The sequence below is a fragment of the Paenibacillus sp. Aloe-11 genome (genome assembly GCF_000245715.1).
GTDB classification, from domain to species: domain Bacteria; phylum Bacillota; class Bacilli; order Paenibacillales; family Paenibacillaceae; genus Paenibacillus; species Paenibacillus kribbensis.
The window spans coordinates 188,547-213,150 of the sequence record NZ_JH601054.1; the positions used below are offsets into that span (position 1 = coordinate 188,547).

At 46.9% G+C, this 24,604-nt stretch carries 15 protein-coding genes; 10 read left to right on the top strand and 5 right to left on the bottom strand.

What is annotated here, in order from left to right; genetic code table 11:
• A partial coding sequence (locus tag WG8_RS12005; RefSeq protein ID WP_007430444.1) for a hybrid sensor histidine kinase/response regulator occupies positions 1-2,150 on the top strand: 2,150 nt, incomplete at its 5' end.
• 5 nt (positions 2,151-2,155) lie between these two features.
• Here WG8_RS12005 and WG8_RS12010 read toward each other — a convergent pair.
• Complete coding sequence (locus tag WG8_RS12010) at positions 2,156-2,848, bottom strand: response regulator transcription factor (RefSeq protein ID WP_007430445.1); 693 nt, start codon at positions 2,846-2,848, stop codon at positions 2,156-2,158.
• Positions 2,849-3,401: 553 nt separating this feature from the next.
• Here WG8_RS12010 and ectB point away from each other — a divergent pair.
• A complete protein-coding gene (gene ectB, locus WG8_RS12015; RefSeq protein ID WP_007430446.1) occupies positions 3,402-4,664 on the top strand; it encodes a diaminobutyrate--2-oxoglutarate transaminase in 1,263 nt (420 codons plus the stop codon).
• Between the two features lie 109 nt (positions 4,665-4,773).
• On the opposite strand, the gene WG8_RS12020 is transcribed toward ectB, so the two are convergent.
• The 3 genes from WG8_RS12020 to WG8_RS12030 form a co-directional block, all read right to left on the bottom strand.
• The gene (locus WG8_RS12020; RefSeq protein ID WP_007430447.1) at positions 4,774-5,292 is read right to left on the bottom strand and encodes an NAD(P)H-dependent oxidoreductase; all 519 of its coding nucleotides are present in this window, start codon (positions 5,290-5,292) and stop codon (positions 4,774-4,776) included.
• 174 nt (positions 5,293-5,466) lie between these two features.
• Entirely contained in the window at positions 5,467-6,588 is a 1,122-nt protein-coding gene (locus WG8_RS12025) for a GGDEF domain-containing protein (RefSeq protein WP_043891008.1), read from the bottom strand.
• 84 nt (positions 6,589-6,672) lie between these two features.
• Positions 6,673-9,120 carry a GH36-type glycosyl hydrolase domain-containing protein gene (locus WG8_RS12030; RefSeq protein ID WP_007430449.1) on the bottom strand — a complete coding sequence of 816 codons (2,448 nt, stop codon included), beginning with the start codon at positions 9,118-9,120 and terminating at the stop codon, positions 6,673-6,675.
• Positions 9,121-9,340: 220 nt separating this feature from the next.
• Here WG8_RS12030 and WG8_RS12035 point away from each other — a divergent pair, with 220 nt between their 5' ends.
• Together WG8_RS12035 and WG8_RS12040 are read left to right on the top strand one after the other, a co-directional pair.
• Positions 9,341-10,081: a thioesterase II family protein gene (locus tag WG8_RS12035; protein WP_007430450.1), complete on the top strand. Its 741-nt coding sequence runs from the start codon at positions 9,341-9,343 to the stop codon at positions 10,079-10,081.
• 18 nt (positions 10,082-10,099) lie between these two features.
• Positions 10,100-10,954 carry a sugar phosphate isomerase/epimerase family protein gene (locus WG8_RS12040; protein WP_007430451.1) on the top strand — a complete coding sequence of 285 codons (855 nt, stop codon included), beginning with the start codon at positions 10,100-10,102 and terminating at the stop codon, positions 10,952-10,954.
• A 79-nt stretch (positions 10,955-11,033) separates the two neighbouring features.
• Here the strand turns inward: WG8_RS12040 and WG8_RS12045 are convergent, their stop codons facing one another.
• Positions 11,034-11,402: a DUF423 domain-containing protein gene (locus tag WG8_RS12045; protein ID WP_007430452.1), complete on the bottom strand. Its 369-nt coding sequence runs from the start codon at positions 11,400-11,402 to the stop codon at positions 11,034-11,036.
• 324 nt (positions 11,403-11,726) lie between these two features.
• Between WG8_RS12045 and WG8_RS12050 the strand changes: the two genes are divergently transcribed.
• The 6 genes from WG8_RS12050 to WG8_RS12075 form a co-directional block, all read left to right on the top strand.
• Positions 11,727-14,684 carry a glycoside hydrolase family 48 protein gene (locus WG8_RS12050; RefSeq protein WP_007430453.1) on the top strand — a complete coding sequence of 986 codons (2,958 nt, stop codon included), beginning with the start codon at positions 11,727-11,729 and terminating at the stop codon, positions 14,682-14,684.
• Positions 14,685-14,894: 210 nt separating this feature from the next.
• On the top strand, positions 14,895-15,398 hold the full coding sequence (locus WG8_RS12055; RefSeq protein ID WP_007430454.1) for a ferritin: 504 nt from the start codon (positions 14,895-14,897) through the stop codon (positions 15,396-15,398).
• A gap of 72 nt (positions 15,399-15,470) precedes the next feature.
• Positions 15,471-16,445: an aldo/keto reductase gene (locus WG8_RS12060; RefSeq protein WP_043891032.1), complete on the top strand. Its 975-nt coding sequence runs from the start codon at positions 15,471-15,473 to the stop codon at positions 16,443-16,445.
• A 279-nt stretch (positions 16,446-16,724) separates the two neighbouring features.
• Entirely contained in the window at positions 16,725-17,273 is a 549-nt protein-coding gene (locus WG8_RS12065; protein WP_007430456.1) for a GNAT family N-acetyltransferase, read from the top strand.
• Between the two features lie 659 nt (positions 17,274-17,932).
• Positions 17,933-19,156, top strand: coding sequence for an ACP S-malonyltransferase (gene fabD / locus WG8_RS12070; protein ID WP_007430457.1), 1,224 nt, complete (start codon positions 17,933-17,935; stop codon positions 19,154-19,156).
• Positions 19,131-24,604, top strand: a 5,474-nt coding sequence (locus WG8_RS12075) for an aminotransferase class III-fold pyridoxal phosphate-dependent enzyme (protein WP_043891009.1), incomplete at its 3' end; no start/stop codon positions are given. The genes fabD and WG8_RS12075, both read left to right, overlap by 26 nt.

Sequence of the window (24,604 nt, forward strand, 5' to 3'; positions counted from 1 at the left end):
GGATGGGTCTGGATCTGCAAGTCAGCTACAATCGAAGGGAGCATGTAGAGCGGCTCGGGAACATTTTTAAGCTTTCCTCTGAAACGCTGGATCAGCTTAGCGAATATTACAGACAGGCATGGTTCGGTGAGCGGACGGTATTTGAGCTGGAGTTGTGGGAATACTCGGCTTTAATTACATTACATCCGGTCAGGGAGAACGGGACCACCAAGCATGTCATCGGACATGCAATGGATATTACGGAATATAAAGCCTCTGAGCAGAAAAGAAAGAAGATGAACGAGGCTAACCATGCCAAAAGCGTTTTTATGGCTCACCTGAGTCACGAAATTCGCACACCGCTGAGTGGAATCATGGGTTTGTCGAAGCTGTTGAACAAGACAGAGCTGACGGCCGTTCAAAAAGACTACCTCCACAAACTCCTCGCCTTATCGCAGACCCTTTCGTCCATGCTCAATAACGTACTGGACTTCTCCAAAATGGAAGCAGACAGTCTGGAATTGGAAAGGATTGAATTTGAGCCGGAAACAATGCTTCGGCACCTTGCAGATACAGTAGGCACTTTGCTGGAGCACAAAAAAATAGAGGTTGTTTTTATAACGGCTCCCCATTTACCCAAAAGGGTTAAAGGTGATCCATTCCGAATGGAGCAGGTGCTTTTAAACCTTCTGGCCAATGCCGTCAAGTTCACGGATCAGGGGCATGTATTGCTACAGGTAAAAATGCTAAGCCAGCAGAACGAGCGGGTAGCGTTGTCCTTTATGGTGGAGGATACAGGCATAGGTATTTCTGAGGAGCATATGGACAAGCTGTTTATCCCTTTTATCCAAGCGAAACCATCAACCACCCGCCGATATGGAGGATCGGGGCTGGGTTTGGCCATTAGCAAGCATTTGGCTGAAGCGATGGGTGGAAATATAGAGGTGGAAAGCCGATTAGGAGAATATAGTCGATTTTATTTTAATGTCGAGCTGGATATCGGGGAACTACATCAGGAAGACACGCCGATAGAAAATCAAATAAACGGCAAAGCCTTGATTGTTGTGCAGCACGAGCTGTTGAGATATAGCCTGAACGAATTACTGCAAGGCACAGGCATAGAAACGCGCACCATTTCATCCTTTCAGGAATGTATGGAGGCTTTTGAAAAGGGTGAACCATTTGATTGGGTTATGGTCGACATGAATATGGATGGTTTCAAAGAACTGGAGGCAAGGAGATCATGGCTTCAATTGCTGGATAGACAGATGACTCGGGTCATTGGATTAACAACTGTGTTCGAGATGGAAGGGATAGAAACTGGGGACGAGGATAGCAGGGTGGATGTCTTTTTGTCCAAGCCCGTGGCTCGGAACGCTCTAGTGGAGGCTATTGCACATACGATGATGAGTCCTCGTTATGAAGGAGAGACTACAGCACAGAAATATCAAATTCTCATAGCGGAGGACAATGAGATTAATCAGGTGGTGATTACCGAGTTCCTGGCAGAGCGCGGCTTTGAAGTAACCATGGTTGCAAATGGAAGAGAGCTGTTAGATTCACTGGAGCTGCATCCTTGGGATATGGTAATGCTTGATCTGCATATGCCGGAGATGGATGGCTTTGAGACGGCCAGACATATTCGCAGAAAGAAAGCTTTTAACAGACTGCCCATTATCGCCTTTACAGCCGATGCCGGGCAGCATGAACAGGAGGATTACCTTCGTTCAGGCATTAATGCTGTGCTGCTCAAGCCTGTCCATGAACTGAATGCTGTAAGAATGTTAAACAGCTGGATTCATTTAGCGTGGCTGCAAGAATTACAAGGGGTTCACGCGGAGCAGGCGATAGCTGGTATGGATGGGAAGGTATATATTTTTCAATTTGCTCTTTACAAATGGATTCAGGAATATCAGCATTTCGACAAAAGAATAGTGAGGAAAATGGACAACGGGCAGTTATCTGCCGCTATCCGGTTAATCCACTCGCTTAAGGGAGGAGCAGGGAACCTGTGCGCGTCCGAGCTGCTGGCAAAGGCCATCGAACTGGAAAAGCGATTGAAGCGTAGCCATGAAATCTCAGTGGGGGAGCTGTATCCAGACTGGCGAGAGCAATTGATGTTGGTTCAAAAGGAGATTAACGAAATCAAGTCATCGGTTCCCTGGAACTGATCGTGCTACTGCATAAATTTATAACCAATTCCCCAGATAGTCCTGATCAATTTTGGCTTTTTAGGGTCTTTTTCGATTTTTCTGCGCAAATGGTTGATATGTACGTCTACAGCCCTCTCATTAATAAAGGAGTCTGTGCCACGGAGGGCTTGAATCAAGGCATATCGGCTGAATACAATTCCCCGGTTCAAATAAAAAAGCTTCATAAGCTCAAATTCCGAAAATGTCATCTCCACAATCTGCCCATTAACGGTAATCATTCTTCGCGCCAGATCCAGAACTATGTCTGTTTCAGACTCGGCTTCAGGCGCAAAACCTCTTCTCTGTAACCGTGTAATTTCAATACGTCGGAAAAGAGCCTCGATTCGTGCCTTTAGCTCCTGCATACTAAAAGGCTTGCAAATATAATCGTCTGCTCCCAACGTAAGTGTACGAATGCGCTCTGAGATGTTGTTTTCTGAAGAAATCACGATGATTGGCACATCCGTATGCTTGCGTATCAGTGGGCAGGGATTTATGCCGTCCAGGTCTGGAAGCAACAGATCCAGCACGATAATATCAGGCTGTACGATATCAAGCTGGGTAATCCCCTTAGTCGCTTGTGCCACTCTGGTCACGTTATAACCCTCACCTGTCAAATACAACGAAAGTGTGTCGCCAAGCATATTATCATCTTCAATAATTAAAACATTAGACATATTGATGTTTCCTTATCTATTTTTAAATTTGGCACGTTCTTTCTGATAGAGTAAACTCCTTTGGTCAGTCTGTCAAAAGATCAGGTAGATTGCGGCAAATCTATGATCAAGAAACCCGGATTTATATCTATTTGATATGGAAATGCACTATTTTTGAGGTTTAAAACCATAATACGACAATTTTCGAACTGTTATAACAATAAACAGCAGGACTTTGTCATTCCATTACAAAAAAATAACAAATCACACCAGAAACATGCATTGACTTCAAAAAAAATCATGGTATTTTATTACATAGGAGTGACATCCACTGATTGGCCCCTTAGAAAACCCCACCCCATATCTTCTGAATGTAAACTACTCTCAGGCATGCTAATCTATATATCATTTTTTTCGTACTCTATTCATTTTCGTGATCGTACTCATGCATTCTTTGGTGTGGCAGCCCCATTGTGATTCAGATTGTCGCCTCATTTTAGATTACATATTTACATTTTTTTGCTTTCCATGCTTGTATTTTTCCAAATCAGGTCAGCGGGAGGACGAGAAATCAATGAACACATTCGAAGCGCTGGAGTCCAATGTAAGATCCTATTGCAGAAGCTTTCCGGTTGTTTTCAACAAAGCCAAAAACGATGTGCTGTACACAGAGGCAGGAGAGGGATATATTGACTTTTTTGCCGGGGCAGGGGCCTTGAACTATGGGCATAACAACGATTTTATGAAAAATCGGATTTTGGATTATTTAACCTCCGATCGGATCATGCACGGTCTGGATATGTACACGACGGCCAAGCAAGAGTTTATAGAGTCCTTTTCCGAGCGTATTCTCCAGCCCAAGGGCTTGAATTATAAGCTGCAATTTTGCGGACCAACGGGAACCAATGCGGTGGAGGCGGCACTGAAGCTTGCACGCAAGGTCAAAAAAAGAAATGGAATTTTTGCTTTTATGGGCGCGTTTCACGGCATGTCGTTAGGCAGTCTGTCTGTTACCAGCAATAACTCTATGCGAGAAAGCGCCGGTATATCCCTGAATAACGTCACCTTTATTCCTTTTAACAGTACGTTTAATGGAATGGATACCATTTTATATATGGAGCAGCTTTTGACGGATACCCATTCCGGGGTAGAAAAGCCAGCTGCCATCATTCTGGAAACGGTACAGGCCGAGGGCGGTATTAACATCGCAGATACCGAATGGATGCGTGATTTGCGGCAGTTGTGCGATGACCATGATATTTTGCTGATTGTTGACGATATACAGGTCGGCTGCGGCCGAGTTGGCTCGTTTTTCTCGTTTGAACGGGCGGGGATCGTTCCTGATATGGTTATCTTGTCTAAATCGATCAGCGGATACGGACTGCCGATGTCACTTTTGCTGCTCAAGCCGGAATTGGATATATGGAGTCCTGGTGAGCACAATGGAACCTTTCGCGGAAATCAGCTTGCCTTTGTCGCTGCCAAGGCAGCGCTGGAGTTCAGGGATACTGTAGGGCTGGAAGCAGAGGTGAAGGAAAAAGAGGCATTTGTCCAGCAATTTTTGCGTGAGCATATTCAAACCATCGACCCTCTCATTGCAATTCGCGGTTTGGGTCTGATCTGGGGAATTGATGTGTCTCATCTGGGAGAAGCGTTCGCCAAGGAGGTAGCTGCTCTCTGCTTTGAAAAAGGCCTTATCATTGAACGGGCTGGACGTAACGATACAGTCATTAAGATTATGCCTGCGTTAACCATAAGTTTGGAAAATTTGCGAAAAGGCTGCAACATTATTAAAGAAAGTATGGCTCAGGTGTCCAGTAGCTTAGTCACTTTATAAATTTTTGTAAATTATTGCAAATCGATTAGTAAATCCCCTTGGCTGGAGCTGCCATCTGCTATGAAGCAGAATATGACAGTTGCCTTCCAAGGGGATTGTAGCGTAAAAATTAAGAAATAACTGTTTGTGCGTATTTTTGTGCAGATTGCTCCAGTTGCTCATCGGTCAGTCCCGCGGCATCATATTGTACGAAATAAGGCAGCAGCTTGGTGCCAACCATATTACCTGTAGCTTCCAGAGGTCTCAACAACTCTTCAATCGTATATCTATTCCGTCCGTCATGTTGATAATTTTCCTCAACGCTGGCAGCAGACAAGGCGATCAACAGCTCTTTGCCCTGCAGCTTGTCGCCTTCACTTCCATAAGCCCAACCGTAAGTTAAAACCTTATCCTGCCATTTTTTCAGCAGGGAAGGAGTGCTGTACCAGTACAAAGGGAATTGCAGAACGATGCGGTCATGCTGCTCTAGCAGTTCCTGCTCCTGAGCAACGTTAATTTGCTCATCCGGGTATACTTCATACAAGTTGTGAATCGTCACGCCGGATTGCTGCTTGAGCTCTTGTACCCATCTTTTGTTAATGCGAGACTCCGCAAGATTAGGGTGAACAACAATTACGAGTGTTGACATGATGAAAAACATCTCCTTTAAACTAATTTTTTGTAAGTAAATTACCAATATATATGTGTGTAACTATTTTAGTTTCAACTAATAAGATTGTCAACTCCTTAAATTTTTAAACTCTACATAAAAAACTCCGGCAAGCTCATGCCGGAGTCTCATCAAATGAAGTGTTTTTTTACATCAAGCGATATGGTTAAGCTCAGCAACAATCTTATTTTTTCCAGTACGCTTGGCTTGATACAGATAGTCATCGGCTCCCTGGAAGAATGTATCTTTGTTCATTTCTTCCGAATAGCTTTTTAATCCAATGCTTACAGTCACGGAAACGCTTTGCATTTTCTCGCCAAAGGTCATCTTCTCCACTTCACGCCGGATGCACTCGACAATCTGATAAGCTTCCTCAAAAGTATGCTCGAACATTAGAATAGCAAATTCCTCACCGCCATATCGGGCTGGAATGTCATTGGCTGTAATCTGTTCTGTAATGATTTGAGAGATGCCCTCCAAAATTTTATCTCCAAACTGGTGTCCGTAAGTGTCATTAATTTTCTTGAAATTATCAATATCTACTACCGCTAAGTGGATGATAGCACCTTGTTTGGCGTATTCGAGTGCTTTCTCATAAAAAGTTTGAAACGATAAATGATTGTATAGCTTGGTCAGTCCATCGGTCATTGACATTTTGCTTATAATCGCGTTGCTGATCATTAACTCCTGCTGGGCGTGCTGTGTTTTATACAAATCCACTAGCAGATCACGACCGCTGTCCTGAATGATCAGAGCAAGAAAGGTGGACATAATCAAAAATGTCGGAATGGCTACGATGTCAAACGGCGATAAGTAAGCACGAAAAGAACCATCGATAGCTAACAATAGAAAAAATACCACTATTTGCAATATAAAGGAAAGCCATATTAGGCGGCGATTGAAAAACAAGACGGATGAGAAAATAGGCAACAAGCACAATGCCGTAATAATCCGGATATCATAGTTTAAACGAATAATCATCCAGCAAATAACCGTACTCGCCACAAACAGGATTACGAAAGAAAACCTGTTGCATTTATGATGAGCCAGCTCTGCAAGTAAGTTGGAACCGCACATGATTAGCGTGGGAACAATAAGGGTTCCAACGTAAAATTCATAAGGTGTAGCAGGATAGTCGAGAAATAGATAGCTTCCAAGCTGGACGATAAAATGTACTGCTATGATCACCCAGTAAAGCAATAGCATTTTGCGTACCCAGCGGCCTTGTTTTGTAATATAATCCATTGTTTGAGTATCCCGTTTTGTCTTGTTCATGATGTCACCACACTTAATGTATCTTTAGCCATTCTCGTATTATATGATACTATGTGATGAAGTTGAAGCTAATTTTTTAAAGGGTTAAGTACTTGTCTGCCCCAGTAACACTTTTACTTGATGGATAGAACCATCCCCTGCAACAGGCAGAAGATTGTCAGTGAGGGCAGTATTGTCCACGGTAACCGCAGCTACACCCTTGGATACATGCTGGGGATTCATGATCTGAATCACGTAGGTATCGCCGCGGAAGATGCGGGTGACTGTATATTCATCCCAGGCTTTAGGAATGCACGGGTCAATGCGCAGGCCATCCCATTCTGGCTGAATACCGAGAATCGATTGGGTAATGGCTATAAAGTTCCAGGCAGCTGTGCCCGTCAACCAGGAATTTTTGGCTTCGCCTTCACGAACGGCATCCTTGCCTGCAATCATTTGTGCGTATACGTATGGCTCTGTACGATGAATGTCGCTGATGTCCTCCAGATAGGCTGGAGCAATTTTGCTGTATAGCCCAAAAGCACGATCCCCACGTCCGATTACAGCCTCTGCCATCATAATCCACGGATTGTTGTGACAGAAAATTCCGGCATTTTCCTTGTATCCTGGAGGGTAAGACGAGATTTCGCCCAGATTGATATAGTAGCGGGAATAAGGCGGATTTTGCAATACAATACCATATGGAGTTTCCAGCCGATCACGTGTGGAATCAAGAGCCTTTTGAGCCAGACCTTCCTCCACGCCGATTCCTGCCATGACACAAAAGCCCTGAGGTTCAATAAAAATTTGGCCTTCCTCACATTCCTTGCTGCCTATTTTTTCTCCGTAGTGGTCGTAAGCACGTAAGAACCATTCTCCGTCAAAACCATGTTCCAAAGTGGATGCCCGCATGCGATCCACATGTGCTTGAGCTGCTGCTGCTTCGTTATCCAATCCTCTGCGCTTGCAAAGTTCAACAAAATCCGGTCCTGTATATACAAATAGTCCGGCGATGAACACCGACTCAGCTACGCGGCCTTCCAAATTTTGTGTGGTCTGATAGGGTTCATCCGGCGTATTTGAAAAACAGTTAAGATTCAGACAATCGTTCCAGTCAGCCCGCCCAATCAGGGGAAGGCCATGCGGGCCGAGGTTTTCTACAACATGGTAAAATGAACGCTTCAAATGCTCAAACAGCGTAGCCGTGTGGTCTAAATCCCCATCAAAAGGTACATGTTCGTCCAGTATGCCGAAGTCTCCCGTTTCTTTGATGTACACTGCGGTACCGACAATAAGCCATAGCGGATCGTCGTTAAAGCCACCGCCAATCTCGTGATTTCCTTTTTTGGTTAGAGGCTGATACTGGTGATAAGCTCCGCCGTTTTCAAATTGAGTAGAGGCGATGTCGATAATCCGTTCTCGTGCACGCTCCGGTATTTGGTGAACGAAGCCGAGCAAATCCTGATTCGAATCCCGGAAGCCCATACCACGTCCGATACCGGATTCGAAGTACGAAGCGGAGCGTGACATATTGAACGTGACCATGCATTGATACGGGTTCCATATGTTCACCATTCGGTTCAATTTATCATCGTGAGTTTGAACAGTGTACTTGGACAGGAGGTTATTCCAATAGGCTCGCAGCTCGCTCAAGGCTCGTTCTACATCGGATTCATTCGCAAATTGTGCAATCATGGCATAAGCCTGTTTTTTGTTAATGACGCCAGGGGACTCCCATTTTTCATCCTCCGGATTTTCCACATAACCGAGTACGAAGTTACAGCTTGTTTCCTCGCCCGGCTCCAGCATGACCTCAATACAGTGCGATCCTATGGGAGACCAGCCGCTGGCAATAGAGTTGGAAGCCTGCCCTGCAATGACTGTCTGAGGCTGATCCAGACCGTTATAGAGTCCCAGAAAAGCTTCACGGTCTGTATCGAAGCCCGCCAGCGGGCAATTTGCAGAGAAAAAAGCATAGTGATTGCGGCGTTCACGGTATTCCGTTTTATGATAAATGACGGAGTCTTGTACTTCGACCTCGCCTGTGCTTAAATTGCGCTGAAAGTTGGTCATATCGTCATAGGCGTTCCACAGGCAAAATTCCACAAAAGAGAAGAGCTTGATCCTTTTAATCTGTGGTGAGGTGTTCCGAAGCTTGACTTGATGTACTTCACCATCAAAAGATAGCGGCACAAAAGCCAACTGGGTAGCCCGAATACCGTTTCGTTCCCCCATAATGGAAGTATAACCAAGTCCATGGCGACATTCATACTGATCCAGCTTTCGTTTGACCGGCATCCATCCCGGAGTCCAATAATCTCCGTCATCATAAATATAAAAATAGCGCCCGCCGTTATCGACAGGGATATTATTGTACCGATACCTTGTCAAGCGACGCAAGCGAGCATCCCGATAAAATGCATAGCCGCCGCCGGTATTGGAGATCAGTCCAAAAAATCGTTCATTGCCTAAATAATTAATCCAGGGATAGGGGGTTTGAGGGGTGTGGATGACATATTCCTGATTGGAATCATCAAAGAAACCGTACTTCATGGCGCAGAACTCCTCTCGAATTGAAAAATAAGACCTAACACTTGATTATATTCAAACATAAAGCTGTTCTTCCCTGAGGAAGACATTTCCTGCCTAAAACAGAAGGTACTTGATTTCCCTGACCATTTTTCTTTAACTTGCAAAATATTTGAAATGGGTAAATATCCCTTTTTATGCTAAAATGAAAAAGTTAGGATTCAGCAAGGCGGGAGGTTGCAAAATGGCACCTATTACATTGTTTTTCATTCCATATGCAGGTGGATCGGCGTCCGTCAGCTTTAAATGGAAAAAGCTGTTGCTTCCACAGATTAAGCTTGTTCCACTGGAACTGGCGGGCAGAGGGATTCGTTCCGGAGAACCGCTAAAGGATAGTATCGAGGAGATGAGCGATGATCTACTGCATAAGATCGGGCAAGAGATAGCTCCCGGTGATCCTTATGCCATATACGGTCATAGCATGGGGACGATGATTGCATTCGAGCTGTACTACAAGCTGGTGGCTGGCGGATACGGCGAGCCTGCTCATCTGTTTGTTTCCGGTGGACGAGCACCGCATGTCCCAAGAAATCTCCCATGGTCACATGGTCTGCCTGCAGATCAGTTCAGGACACATTTGCAGCGGTATGGCCAGCTTTCCGAGGCAATTTTTGACAATCAAGAATTATACGACTATTTCATGCCGGTGCTGAGAGCGGATTTCAAAGCCGTCGAGACGTATAAATACACGGCCAAGCCCGAGCCCGAGCCATTACACTGTCCAATTACCGCTTTGGCAGGACTGGCTGATAACACGATAGCCTTGCAGGAGGTAGAGGCGTGGGTGCAGCATACGGATCAGGAATTTCGTATGTTCACCTTCGACGGAGGGCACTTTTTTATTCATGATGAAATGGAGCGAATTACACAGATCATCAATGAGAATTTGGAACGCAGCGCAGTGGCAAACAGAATACAACATTAAAAAGAAGAGGTGATGATTGTGACTGTAGGTGTATTGGCACATTTATTTGGCAAGCTGCCATATCGTGAGCTGGCTGCGAAAGTAGGAGCAGCGGGCTTTACCCATGTTCAGCTAGCTCCGTGGAGAGCGATCAGTGATGTGGATTTTAATAAGCCGGGCAAGTTCAGCCCAGGCTTGGCATTGTCTATCGCAGAGGAGTTTCGCAAGCATGGTGTATCCATATCGGTGCTCGGGTGCTATTTGCATTTTTTTGTACAGGATGAGGAATTGTTGCGTGAAAATGTAGAGCGCTTCAAAGAGCTGATCCGATACGCGAGTCTGCTCGGAGCACCCATCGTTGCAGCTGAAGTCGGACGCAATGAGGATGGGAGCGCGTATACGGAACGGGACTGGAGAGTTGTCAAAGAGGTTGTGCGTGAACTGGCGGATGAAGCAGAAAAATGGGGCGTATTCGTAGGATTGGAAGCCGCTAACGATCATTTGGTCGGAACAGCTGCAGAGCTGGCAACCTTGCTGGAGGAAGTACCTTCATCCCAGATTGGTGTGGTCATTGATCCGGGGAATCTGCTGAGAACGGAAAATCTGGCACAGCAGGATGAGGTTATTCGCGGAGCCTTCCGATTGTTGGGGCCTCGTATTATCGCAGCGCATGCCAAAGACCGTCAGTTATCATTATCAGGTGAGATCGAGACGGTACCGCCGGGATTTGGCGACATGAACTATGGCCTCTACATGGAACTGCTGGAGCAGTATAAGCCGGGGGTTCACATCATTATGGAAGCAGCGCAGGAGCATCAAATGGCCGAATCCAAACGCTATATCGAAGGCCATCGGTTAACGGCTCAAAAAGCGCAGGAAGTACAGACGAAGTAATCCTCTCCTTCATATTACGAGAACAGTTCAAGAGACTTGGAAGCGTCTACTTTTCCAAGTCTCTTGTGTTGGGCAGGGCTTAGCCTTGCACAATCGCCACGATGACAAGCACCCAGCTTGCCAAAAAAGCCAGCCCGCCAAATGGGGTGATCGCTCCAAGCTTTTTGATACCGGACAAGCTAAGCGCATACAGGCTGCCTGAGAACAAAAGGATTCCCGCGAACATAACCCAGCCTGCGGCTAGGACCAGAGAAGAATGAACAAGATTCCCTGCAATCGCTCCAAGCAGAAGCAGACCCAGCCCGTGTGCAATGTGGTATTGAATGCCCGTCTGGAATATGCTCATCATGTCTGCGGAAAGTCTCTTTTTCAAAGCATGAGCCCCGAAAGCTCCGAGAGCTACTGCTAAAAACATCATGATACAGCCAACAATCAGCAATGTTTGCAAATTTAATTTCCTCCCTTCTGTGAAATACTACATATTTCGTGTGAATTCGTCAATTTTCATGGATATTAACTAAAAGATATTAATTTTTTCAACTCTCATTTGATGGCGTTTGTGGTATATTTTTTCCATAGGGCCAATGAGAAGCATTTGAATGATCGGCAGCGTGTCCTCTACTTTTTTTATACGAGAAAGTGTGGTGATATGCTGTTTTTTTGTGCTGTCGTTTTTTTGAAACAAAGCTTTGTGTAATGTCAAGACCTATTTTTGGAGAGGATGGATGTAGTAGTGATACGCAAGAAATCTGCATTTAGGAAGTCTTTCACAATGGTCATGTCGGCCGTTTTGGTGCTTCCGCTAACTATGGGCTTTGCTCAAGCCAGCCCTGCCGGGGCATCGGCCGTAAAATCGGTCACAGCTTCGGCAGTCTCGTCAGAGGCGACACGTTTTCTTCAAATGTACAAGCAGTTGAAGGATCCGGCTAGTGGTTATTTTTCAAAGGAAGGGATTCCTTATCATTCAGTTGAAACGCTGATTAGTGAAGCCCCGGATTATGGTCACCTCACGACCTCGGAAGCGTACAGCTACTGGATGTGGCTCGAAGTGCTGTATGGCCATTACACCGGAGACTGGAGCAACCTGGAATCTGCTTGGGATAACATGGAGAAATATATTATCCCTGGTAAAGAAGCTCAACCTACGATGGGCAACTACAATCCAAACAGCCCTGCCACCTATGCAGCGGAGTATTCACAGCCAGACGTGTATCCGAGCCGTCTGACCGGTCAGTATGCCGGTGGTAAAGACCCGCTGGATTCAGAGCTGAAATCGACTTATGGCAACAATCAAACTTATCTGATGCACTGGCTGCTGGACGTGGACAACTGGTATGGTTTTGGCAATCTGTTGAATCCGTCGCATACCGCTGCTTATATTAATACGTTCCAGCGCGGTGGACAGGAATCGGTTTGGGAAGCCATCCCGCATCCGTCGCAAGACAATCAGAAGTTCGGCAAGCCTAACCAAGGCTTCATGAGTCTTTTCACCAAGGAAGATCAAAATCCTGCTCCACAATGGCGTTATACGAATGCCACCGATGCGGATGCTCGTGCGGTTCAGGCAATGTATTGGGCTAAAGAGCTGGGTTATGACAACGAAGTATATTTGAATAAAGCAAAGAAAATGGGCGATTACTTGCGCTACGGAATGTACGATAAGTACTTCCAAAAAATTGGTAGTGGTGCTAACGGAAACCCAACATCCGGTTCCGGCAAAGATGCAAGCCATTACCTGATGGCATGGTATACATCATGGGGCGGCGGCCTCGGCCAAGGCGGCAACTGGGCTTGGCGGATCGGCGCAAGCCATGCGCACCAAGGCTATCAAAACGTGGTAGCAGCATACGCATTATCCGACAAGGATGGCGGTTTGGTTCCAAAATCGCCAACTGCAGGACAGGATTGGGGCACCTCGCTGCAACGCCAGCTGGAATTCTACACTTGGCTGCAATCCGATGAGGGAGCAATTGCAGGCGGAGCGACGAACAGCTGGGATGGTTCCTATAAAGCATATCCTGCTGGCACAAGCACTTTCTATGACATGGCTTATGAATCAGCTCCTGTATATCATGATCCGCCGTCCAACAACTGGTTCGGCATGCAGGCTTGGCCTATGGAGCGTGTTGCGGAACTGTATTACATTTTAGCGAAAAAAGGCGACACCTCTTCCGAGCAGTTCAAGATGGCTAAACAAGCTACGGAAAAATGGGTTAAATGGTCCAAGGACTATGCATTCGCCAATGAACGCCCTGTGACTGACGCACAAGGCTACTATCTGGATGCACAAGGCAAACGTATTATGGGCGGCAAAAATGTAAAAGTTGCCACCAAAGAAGCCAAAGGCGAATTCTGGTTGCCGGGCAACCTCGAATGGAGCGGACAGCCGGATAAATGGAACGGCTTTGCAAACCATAAAGGCAACAGCGGTCTGCATGTAGTAACCAAAAATCCGGGACAAGATATCGGGGTATTGGGTAGCTATGTGAAGGCACTCACTTTCTTTGCTGCAGGAAACAAGGCTGAAAACGGAGACTACACCGAAATGGGTAAAGAAGCGAAGGATCTGTCCAAATCCTTGCTGGATGCCGCATGGGGCTATAATGACGGCGTGGGTATTACAACGAAGGAAGCACATGAAGACTACTCTCGCTACTTTGCCAAGGAGACCTACATTCCGAACGGCTGGAGCGGTAAAACAGGACAAGGCAACACCATTCCTGGCAAAGATGCAGTACCTTCCGATCCTTCCAAGGGCGGCAATGGTACGTATTCCAGCTATGCAGATATCCGTCCTAACATTGTGAAGGACCCTATGTGGTCCTACGTCAAGGATAAATATGAAAACTCATTTAATAAAGAAACGAAGAAATGGGAAAACGGCGCGCCTGAATTCACTTATCACCGCTTCTGGTCCCAAGTTGATATGGCAACAGCTTACGCTGAATATGATCGACTGATTAATGGCGGCGGAACTGCTGAACCAACGGCTCCTAAGGCTCCGAAGAATCTGAAGGCAACTGGTGGCGATGCTGAAGTTACACTGAATTGGAGCAAAACGTTTGGCGCAGAGAGCTACACACTCAAACGTTCCACTACAAGCGGCGGACCTTACGAGGCGGTAGCAACTGTGACAGATGTCACTTACAAGGATACAAATGTAGTGAATGATACAACCTATTATTATGTTGCCAGTGCAACAAGTTCCTTGGGTACCAGCGAGGATTCCCAAGAAGTTAGCATCACACCAACTGCAGCACCTGTACCAGCTACAGGAGATTTGGTGGCAATGTACCGTGTGGGCGATACCAATGCAGGTGACAATCACATTCGTTCAAGCTTCCGTATTGTAAACAAGGGCGAGGAAGCTGTCGATTTGCAAAATGTTAAGCTGCGGTATTATTACACGATAGATGGCGATAAAGCACAGGAATTCCATTGTGACTATGCACAGATGGGCAACGGCAACGTCAAGGCCCAGTTTGTGAAGCTGGACACGCCTGTGGCCGGTGCGGATTATTACATGGAAGTCTCCTTTGGCCCCGGTGCGGGAAGTCTGGCACCAGGACAGGATACCGGTGAAATCCAAACGCGTGTGAACAAAACAGATTGGAGCAATTATAACGAAAGCGACGATTTCTCCTATGATCCAACCAAATCGTCTTATACAGAATGGGAGAAAGCTCCTTTGTATGTCAATGACAAGCTCGTTTGGGGCTTGCAACCTTAATAGTGGTATTATCGTTCTGTGAAGAGTGGCCTACTTTTTTCATCACAGAGCTGTAAAAACGAACCAGCAAGTTTCCGACCCTCCGGAGACTTGCTGGTTTTTATTTTGGGCCGATTATGGGCCATTTCTCCAACATCGTGTATTCCCGTAGGCTCTTGTGTTACACTAAGTATGCTACATATCACATAAATAACCGAGGTGACCTGAGACATGAATGACAATTTGGCACAGGCTCTGAACGAGCAAATGAACTTTGAATTTTACTCCGCTCATGTGTATCTGGCGATGGCCGCTTATTGCTCCAGTGAAAGTCTAGATGGATTCGCAAACTTCTTTCTGGTACAGGCGGAGGAGGAACGGTTTCATGCGATGAAGCTGTACAAATATATTAATGACCGCAGAGGGCGAGCTACGTTGGCAGCATTACCTGAGCCTAAAAATAGCTACGAATCCATGCTGGATGTATTTGAACACGGCTACAAGCATGAACAGCAAAACACACAGAAATTTTACCATTTGGCCGACTTGGCTCTGGACGCACGTGAACATGCCACGATCCATTTCCTGAAATGGTTTATCGATGAACAGGTTGAAGAGGAAGCTCTGTTCGACGGAGTCATTCAAAAGCTCAAGCGTATTGAGAAAGACAGCAACGCCTTTTACATGCTGGACAGTGAGTTTGCCAAACGAAGCTTTACAGCACCTGCGGAATAACACAGCCTGTACAAGTTTTATCTAAACTTGTACAAGATACATCTATCCACAGGAAGAGGACTGATGAACAGGGTGAAATATAATCGTTTGGGAAACAGTGGGCTTCAGGTGTCTGAGCTTGGCCTTGGCACCAATTCCTTCGGTAAAAGAGCGGACCAGCAGACTTCGATGAATATCATCCATGCTGCGCTCGACCAGGGAATTAATTTTGTGGATACCGCCAATATTTATGCTGGTTCGGAATCAGAAAGAATTATCGGGCTGGCGTTGGAAGGTAGACGGCAATCTGTCGTTCTTGCCACCAAAGCAGGTCTTCCGAAGCACGAAGGACCAGGGGGGAGCGGATCTTCCCGCCATCACCTGATGCAGGAGCTTGAGGGCAGCTTGCTCCGTCTGAAGACCGATTATGTCGATTTGTACCAGATTCACACATTCGACCCCTACACTCCGTTGGAGGAAACGCTACGCACGCTTGACGATATGGTCTCCGCAGGTAAAGTGCGTTATATTGGTGCTTCCAATTACGCAGCCTGGGAAATGATGAAGGCGCTGGGGATCAGCGAAGCGCAGAAGCTGGTCAAGTACGTCTCGATTCAGTGCAGCTACTCCCTCGCCGATCGTACGCCGGAGATGGAGCTGCTCCCGCTCTGCCTCGATCAAGGGATCGGGATCATTCCCTATTTCCCGCTTGCCGGAGGTATTCTCACCGGCAAATATGCCGGAGGTGGTGCCGCACCTGTTGGCTCCAGAGCCGAAACCGATCCTAACTTCAGCCGCTTCCTTAGCCCCGAGCGAATTGAACTCGGAAAGCAAGTAAAAGGAATCGCTGAAGAGCTGGGCACTTCGCCCACGGCGCTGTCATTGGCCTGGCTGATGAACAGGCCCGCCGTTTCTACTGTTATTGTTGGAGCCACCCAGGTAGAGCAGGTGCAGCATAATCTGCACAGTGTCTCCGTTCATCTGGATGCACCAACGCTGGGCAAGCTGGAGCAAGCCAGCCTTTCCTTCCGCAGCGGCGAGCCGTTCGCATTCTATCGGCTGCCATAGCGGAATATTTATGCCGAAAACGTTACCCCGGACAGCGGGCGTAACGTTTTCGGCTTTTTTAATGAGCATATTACAACATTTATTTGCCGGGTCAGAGTCAGATTTATCTTTCGCAATAACATTGTTATTTTAAATGTAGCTATAGAAAAAATTAATTAGTCACTGCAATAGTGAGCGTGCTACAGTAATATTATTCTTCATATCTGATTAAGTAGATGGGATTAATGAAGTTAAGTGACGGGGCACATTATAAATGACAATATAGAAAGGCGGGTTAATATGAGCGAAATCTATCGTCTGGCACAACAGGAGGACGCCGAAAGATTGCAGTATGTGACGTACGAGGCATACGAAACGATTCGGCAGCTGGGGCTTCAATGGCCTGCCGCTCAGGCAGACGTGGCTCTCATTCAGGAAAACATTAAAAATAATGATTGCTATGTGCTGGAAGTTGATGGTGCCATACAGGCTACGGTTAGCCATCTGAAAAATAGAGCCCTTGATTTTATAACCGATTTACCATTTGTGATGTGGTTCGCCGTGGACCCGACTGCACAGGGTAAAGGATACGGGAGAAAACTGCTGAACTGGGTAGAGCAGGCGATTATTCGTGATCAGGTGGGTGCCCCTGCGGTGACACTGGCGACAGCGGAGAAACATCCATATTTGCTATCCATGTACGAGCGTTGGGGATATGAGCGTATCCATGCTTTTGATCACGGAACTGGGGATGGGACGATGCACTTACTGCGTAAAGTGGTGAATCCTGAATTATTTGATACCTACATTCGTGAGAAAAATGAAGCCGAGACAGCTAAGCGAAATTAGATCCGATCAGCGGGAACGACTCGGTACGCGCCTTTCTTGACACAAAATCCGTTTCTTACACTTTACTGCACAGAAATTTTCACAAAAATTCATTAAAAATTACAAACAATGCCTAATTTTTAGACAAAAGAGGGCATTGTTTGTGTGTATAATATATATATACATTATATCGACATACTTTAATTTACTTTTATGTTTATATTGAAACAAAAACATTTATATATCGCATTTTTTTCTTATTAAAGGAATTTAAAAAGATATTGACATTTTTCGAGTCCATATCTATTATATAAATAAAATATTTCTCATTTAATACTTACTTATCGAAAAACATCCTGTATGACCTCAGCAATTTCTCATCACATTCATCTATGATGCTGAATTTTAGGTTCCAAGCCTGAAATTCCAGCATACCTCAAGGTTTTTACACTTCCAAGTCTACTCACACATCTGACTTTTGATCTCAATCACACCACGAATGGAAACTCCATAACCCATTCACTTTTACATGTCGATTATTGTTTTTTGACAATCGATTTTGTTGCTTTTTGCTGCATCTATCTCTACAGCTGTTGTCTTCATACATATGTACATTAACACCTGAATCGTAAAAACATTTTTGTTTTGCCACATCTTTGTGGGGAGGAAAGGGGTTTGGTATGAATCGCATGGCTTTGGTTTTTCCGGGACAAGGGTCTCAGTATGTAGGAATGGGAACGGCATGGTATAGCGGCTTTACAGAAGCGGATCGCTTGTTTGAAGAGGCTGCTGATATTTTGGGATATGATCTGAAAGCTCTATGCATCGCAGGTCCGATTACCCAGCTATCCAGAACATTCTATACTCAGCCCGCACTTCTTACGATCAGCATCATTGCATTTCGGCGTTATATGCATGAAATCGGGATGATCCCTGAATTCTCAGCAGGTCATAGCCTGGGTGAATATTCAGCTCTGGTAAGTAGCGGTGTTCTAGCCTTTGGCGACGCTCTGCGACTGGTTCAAGAGCGGGGACGCTTCATGGAAGAAGCTGCAGTGGCAAAACTAGGCAGCATGATTGCCGTTCGCGGAGCTGAGCCAGGCGCCGTGGAAGAATTCTGTCGTCTACACTCCACAGTCGATCAGCCTGCTGTCATTGCCTGTTACAATTCACCTAACCAGTACGTCGTTTCCGGTCATCGCACCTCTGTCGCTGTGGTAGCTGGCGAGTTAGAACAGCGGGGCGCCCAAATTACGCGCTTGCAGGTCAGCGGTCCTTTTCATAGTCCGCTTATGCAGCATGCTGCGGACAGACTGGCCGCAGAGCTGCAAAGATACACTTTAAATGAGGCGAAGTGGCCCGTGATCTCCAATGTCACCGCTCAGCCATATCCCGATGTTGACAGCATCCGTCAAGGATTGATTTTGCAAATGACTCAACCGGTTCGATGGATTCAAACCATGCAGTATATGGCGAATCATGGTGTGAAACAAGGCGTCGAGTTAGGTCCACGAACGGTGCTGAAAAATTTGGCGAAGGAAATAAATACTGCTATCGAAGTGCTGTCTCTGGACAGAGACCTGGATCGCGTTGAACTGGAACGCCGGTTCTCGATCCGTAATTGGATTGCCTGTTCCCTGTCACTGGCGGTGTCTACCCCCAATGCCAATTGGAATGAAGATGAGTATCGAAAGGGTGTTATTTTACCTGTTCGGAGATTGGAAGAATTATTGCGAAACTCAGAATCAGGCAGCAGTCCACCTCCTGCTGCTGAGCAGAGACAGGAAATACTGGAGTGTATTCGCCTGGTGTTGCAAACCAAACAGGTCTCCGAAGGAGAGCAGAAAGTAATGCTAGAGCAATTGAGGAGGGATCAGGATGGAGCAGTTTCAAACTTTAATTGAAATCATTCAAGACCGTGCAAGCCGGGATGAGAACGGAATCACCTTTATTACTGGTGATAAACAAGAGGAATACGTATCCTACAGTAAACTTCTGGAGCAAGCATTACAGGTACTTCATGAATTACAGGTAAAAGGGATACAACCTGGTGATGAGCTGATCATGCAGATCGACGACAATCATACCTTTGTGAATGTATTTTGGGGTAGTCTTCTCGGTGGAATCGTTCCTGTTCCTGTAAGCATAGGGAATAATGATGAGCATAAAATGAAATTGTTTAAAATCTGGAATACACTCTCCCGCCCTTATATGATTGCAGATGACAAAGTATTGGAGCAGCTGGAAAAATACTCGCACCAGCACGAACTGCTGAATTCCTTTGAGCTTGTTAAAAAAGCGACTTTTTCAAGCCATACATTTGATTATTCCAGTCAGAGTAAAGGTGTAGTTCATATATCCAAACCGGAGGATTTAGCTTTTATCCAATTTTCCTCAGGTTCTACAGGTGATCCCAAAGGAGTCATGCTGACGCATGAAAATTTGGTTTACAATATTCGGGATATCGCAAATCAAACGGGCATGAGCTCCAAGGATGCTTATTTGGGCTGGATGCCGCTTACGCATGACCTGGGATTAATCGCATTCCATTTAACCTGTGTGATCGCTAATGCCAAGCAGCTGATTATGCCAACAGCACTTTTTATCAGACGCCCGTCTTTATGGCTAAAAAAAGTATCGGAGCATAAGGTGACTCAAATATGCTCTCCCAATTTCGGATATAAATTTTTTCTCGATCAGTATAATTCCGAAACAGCAGCTAACTGGGATTTGTCAAGTGTTCGTATGATCTTGAATGGAGCTGAGCCCGTATCTGTGGAGCTTTGTCATGTGTTTATGGATGCCATGAGTGTTCACGGTTTGAATAAAAATGCAATGCTCCCTGTCTACGGATTGGCAGAGGCGAGTGTGGGTGTTTCCTCTCCACCTCTGGACAAAAGTACTTTTATCCCCATTCATTTGAATCGGCAGCAGTTACACGTAGGTGAACCCATCGAAGAAGTGGACAAGTCCGACAAGCGGTGTCTTACTTTTGTGGATTTGGGGTATCCGCTGGCCAGCACCTCTGTCCGCATTTGCGATGAACAAAATCAGGTGCTCGAAGATGGGGTGATTGGACACACACAGATCCGCGGCAAAAATGTGACAGCCGGATACTATAATAATCCAGAGGCTACCGCGAAGGTCAAAACAGAGGATGGCTGGCTTATCACCGGAGATTTAGGTTTTATGCGGAACGGCCGCCTGACTATTACCGGTAGAGCCAAGGATATCATTTTCGTGAACGGACAGAATGTCTACCCGCATGACATCGAGAGGATTGCCGAGGAACTGGATGGCGTGGATCTCGGGAAAGTAGCTGTGTGCGGTGTACATGATGCGCAAACCAGGCAGGATCGTATTGTTGCCTTTGTGATGCATACGAAAAAGATAGAGCATTTTGTACCGCTTGTCCAAAAGCTGAAAAGCCATCTGAATTACCGGGGAGGCTGGCATATTCAGGATGTAGTTCCGATCCGGCGTATCCCTAAAACAACCAGCGGGAAAGTTCAGCGCTTCAAATTGGCCCAGAGCTATGAACAGGGCGAATTTAGTGAAATACTGACAACTCTGGCTGAGGCCACTCAAACCGTGCAAGCAGCTGAGCGTACAGCCTTGCCTCAAGGAGAGGTAGAACAGAAGCTGATTGGAATCTGCCAGGATATTTTAAATGAAAAGTCGATCGGGACGGACGACAGCTACTTTGATATCGGAGTGACTTCCTTGCAGCTCGTTCAAATTGTGGACCAGTTGGAGGATCAATTAGGGATTCATATGGAGGTGACGGACTTCTTTTCCTATCCAACCATCGCCAAGCTGGCTGCGTATATCTCCAGTCAGGACCTAAGCAGTGAGGCGGCTGCAACAGCACAGTCTGAGGACAAGAAGGAAGCGAATGACCGGGATATTGCCATCATTGGCATGTCCGGCAAATTTCCTCAAGCGGAAACACTGGAGCAGTTTTGGGCGAATGTGGCAGCAGGCGCTGACAATATCGGCCCGTACAGCGACGAAAGAAGAAAAGATGCCGAAGCTTTCATTTCCCGTCTGAATACGGAAGGACGGAATGTGCAAATCGCGGAAGGTGGCTATCTGGACGAAGTAGACAAGTTCGATTATTCCTTCTTTAAGCTGACTCCGCGCGAAGCCTCGCTCATGGACCCCAATCAACGGCTATTTCTACAAACCGCGTGGAGCACGATTGAGGATGCGGGGTATGGGGGTAAGCAGCTGGCAGGTCAAAAGGTTGGCGTGTATGTCGGTTTTTCCAAAACCAGCTTCGAATATGAGCGTTTGTTGTCTGAGGTGGAGCCAGGCGCGTTGCCGAACTTTGCCATTGGCAACTTGTCGTCCGTTATTTCCAGCCGGATTGCATATTTGCTCGATCTAAAAGGCCCGGCGCTAACCGTTGATACAGCATGTTCTTCCTCACTCGTGGCAGTGCATTTGGCCTGCAAGTCCATCCTGAATGGAGACTGCGACATGGCCTTGGCAGGTGGAGTGAAGACGATTTTGCTGCCGTTGAAAGCAGGCATTGGCATGGAATCCTCCGATGATCGGGCACGAGCCTTCGACGACCAGTCGGACGGAACGGGCTGGGGTGAAGGAGTTGGAGCCGTCTTCCTGAAGCCGCTGCGCAAAGCGGAACAAGACGGTGACAACATTTTAGCCGTAATCAAGGGAAGTGCCATCAATCAGGACGGCAGCACGATTGGTATTTCTGCGCCGAATGCGCTGGCTCAGGCAGAAGTGATTTCGCAGGCGTGGCGCGATGCACGGATTGATCCTGAAACGATCAGCTATATCGAAGCGCATGGCACCGGAACCAAGCTGGGCGATCCGGTTGAGATTGACGGTATTACCAAGGCTTTCCGCAAGCATACACAGCGTAAGCAGTTTGTGGCAATCAGCACGGTCAAAACAAATATCGGTCATTTATACGAAGCCGCCGGGATTGCGGGCTTGATCAAATCCGTACTGTCCATGAAGCACCAACAGATTGCGCCGCTCGTTCATTTCCGCACACCAAACCAAAAGATCCATTTTGCGGAATCCCCGGTATATGCCAATACGAGGCTGAGGGAATGGAAGACGAACGGTTTCCCGAGAAGAAGCGGGCTGAGCTCCTTTGGATTCAGCGGGACAAACTGCCATGTGGTACTGGAGGAATATATAGCGAAGACGGAACCAGACCAAGTGTCAACGGACAGCAACAATAGATCATCACCGCTGCTGCTGACCTTGTCAGCACGGAGTGAGTCCGCTTTGCGAGAGCTGGTCGGTCGGTACGCAGAACGGTTCGGGCGCGCGGAAGAACTCGTGATGCAGGATGTATGCTATACGGCTAACACAGGCAGAAGTCACCTGAACCACCGGATTGCTGTGACTGCCGCAGAGGCGGATGCGTTGAAAGCGAAGGTGCTTCAGTTGCACGAACAAGGCAGAGTCGTCGAAGGTGTATACACCGGGAAAGCGGATAGCACAGGTGGCGCAGAGATGGTCGCTGGAAGCTTGGACACGTTGCAATCACTGGAACAGCTGGCTGCCAAGTACGTGCAAGGAGCGCAGATCGATTGGAATGCCCTCTATGCAGGTAAGCACTACAAAAAGGTTTCTCTGCCTACGTATCCATTCGAACGGAAAAGATGCTGGATTAACGTGCCCGAACAGGTTCGAACGGAGCAGAAGGCACCAGTTCATGAAAACTCAACAGTAAAGGAGTCTGGAATGATGGGGAACGAATATTCAGCGTCGGCATCTGCTACCGATCAGCACATATCATCTATTCTTCAAAAGTTAGCGAAAATGATCGGTAACGTGTCCCAGCTCAGCCTGGAGGAACTGGAGCCACAAACACATTTTCTGGAGCTTGGGCTGGATTCCATTAATTTGTCCCAGGTTCGCCACAGTATCAAGGATACCTTCGGACTGGACGTTCCAATGAACGAATTTTTCGAATCGTTGACCACGCTGGAGCTGTTGGCCAGCTACGTAGCCGAGCGGGTGAGCATTTCCACTTCTGCTGAAACCCCGGTTCAATCTGTGGAAAATCGTCCAGAAACAACGCAGAATCAGGTTGATTTTACAGCTTTCCCGTTAACCCAACCATCTCATGACTCCGCCGTTCCGGTTGCCGCATCCGTGTATGCCATAGATACGGCTGGGCATACACGGGCTCAAAGCTTCCCAATCGCTACAGCTTCTGCGGCTGTAGAGCGAATAATGGAGCAACAGCTGCATCTGATGTCACAGCAGCTCGATGTTCTCCGGCATCAGCCATCTGCATCCGTAATAGCTTCCGAGCCATTTAGCCCGAAAACGGGCGTTTTGCCAACGGCAAGTAGTGAAAGCGCACAGATCATCCGTACTGAATCCAAGCAGAAAGTCGCAGCTGCATTAGCACCGGCTCCATCCGTAAAGGCTGTTGCCAAGCAGGCAGGCAATGAAGTCAAGCCATATACGCCTTATAAAAAGCTGGATGTTAAAGCACGTGAATTGCTTTCGCTCCGTCAGGAACAACACCTGCAAGAGCTGATTGAGCGCTACACGGCCCGTACGCGCAGCACCAAACAGTACACCCAGCAGTATCGCACCGTATACGCCAACAACCGCAATGTGGCTGGTTTCCGGCCTATTTTAAAGGAAATGGTGTATCAAATTGTATCCCAGCGTGCAGACGGTTCAAAAATTTGGGATCTGGATGGAAATGAATATGTCGACTTGACGATGGGCTTTGGTGTGAATCTGTTCGGACACAATCCGGCCTTTATTCGTGAAAAAATTGAGGAAGAGCTGAATAACGGCATGTGTGTCGGCCCCATGTCCAACATGGCTGGGCAAGTCGCCGAGCGAATATGCAAGATGACCGGCGTGGAACGGATTGCCCTGTATAATTCTGGGACGGAGGCCGTTATGGTCGCGCTCCGTTTGGCACGTGCTGCCACTGGACGAGCTAAAGTCGTTCTTTTTGCCGGCTCGTATCACGGTACATTCGACGGGGTGCTGGCACTGGGGAGCGCCGGTGATAACAAGGAGCATTCGACGCCTCTGGCTCCAGGGATCTTGCAGCATATGGTGGATGATGTCGTCGTGCTTACTTATGGGACGGACGATTCCCTGGATTATATCCGCACCCATGCGCATGAACTGGCCGCGGTTATCGTGGAGCCGGTGCAAAGCCGCCGACCAGATTTTCAGCCTAAAGCCTTTTTGCAGGAAATTCGCCAGATAACGGAGCAGTCGGGGACTGCCTTCATATTTGATGAAGTCATCACAGGCTTCCGGATTCAGCCCGGGGGAGCCCAAGCGTGGTTTGGGGTGCAAGCCGACCTCGTGACTTACGGTAAAATCAT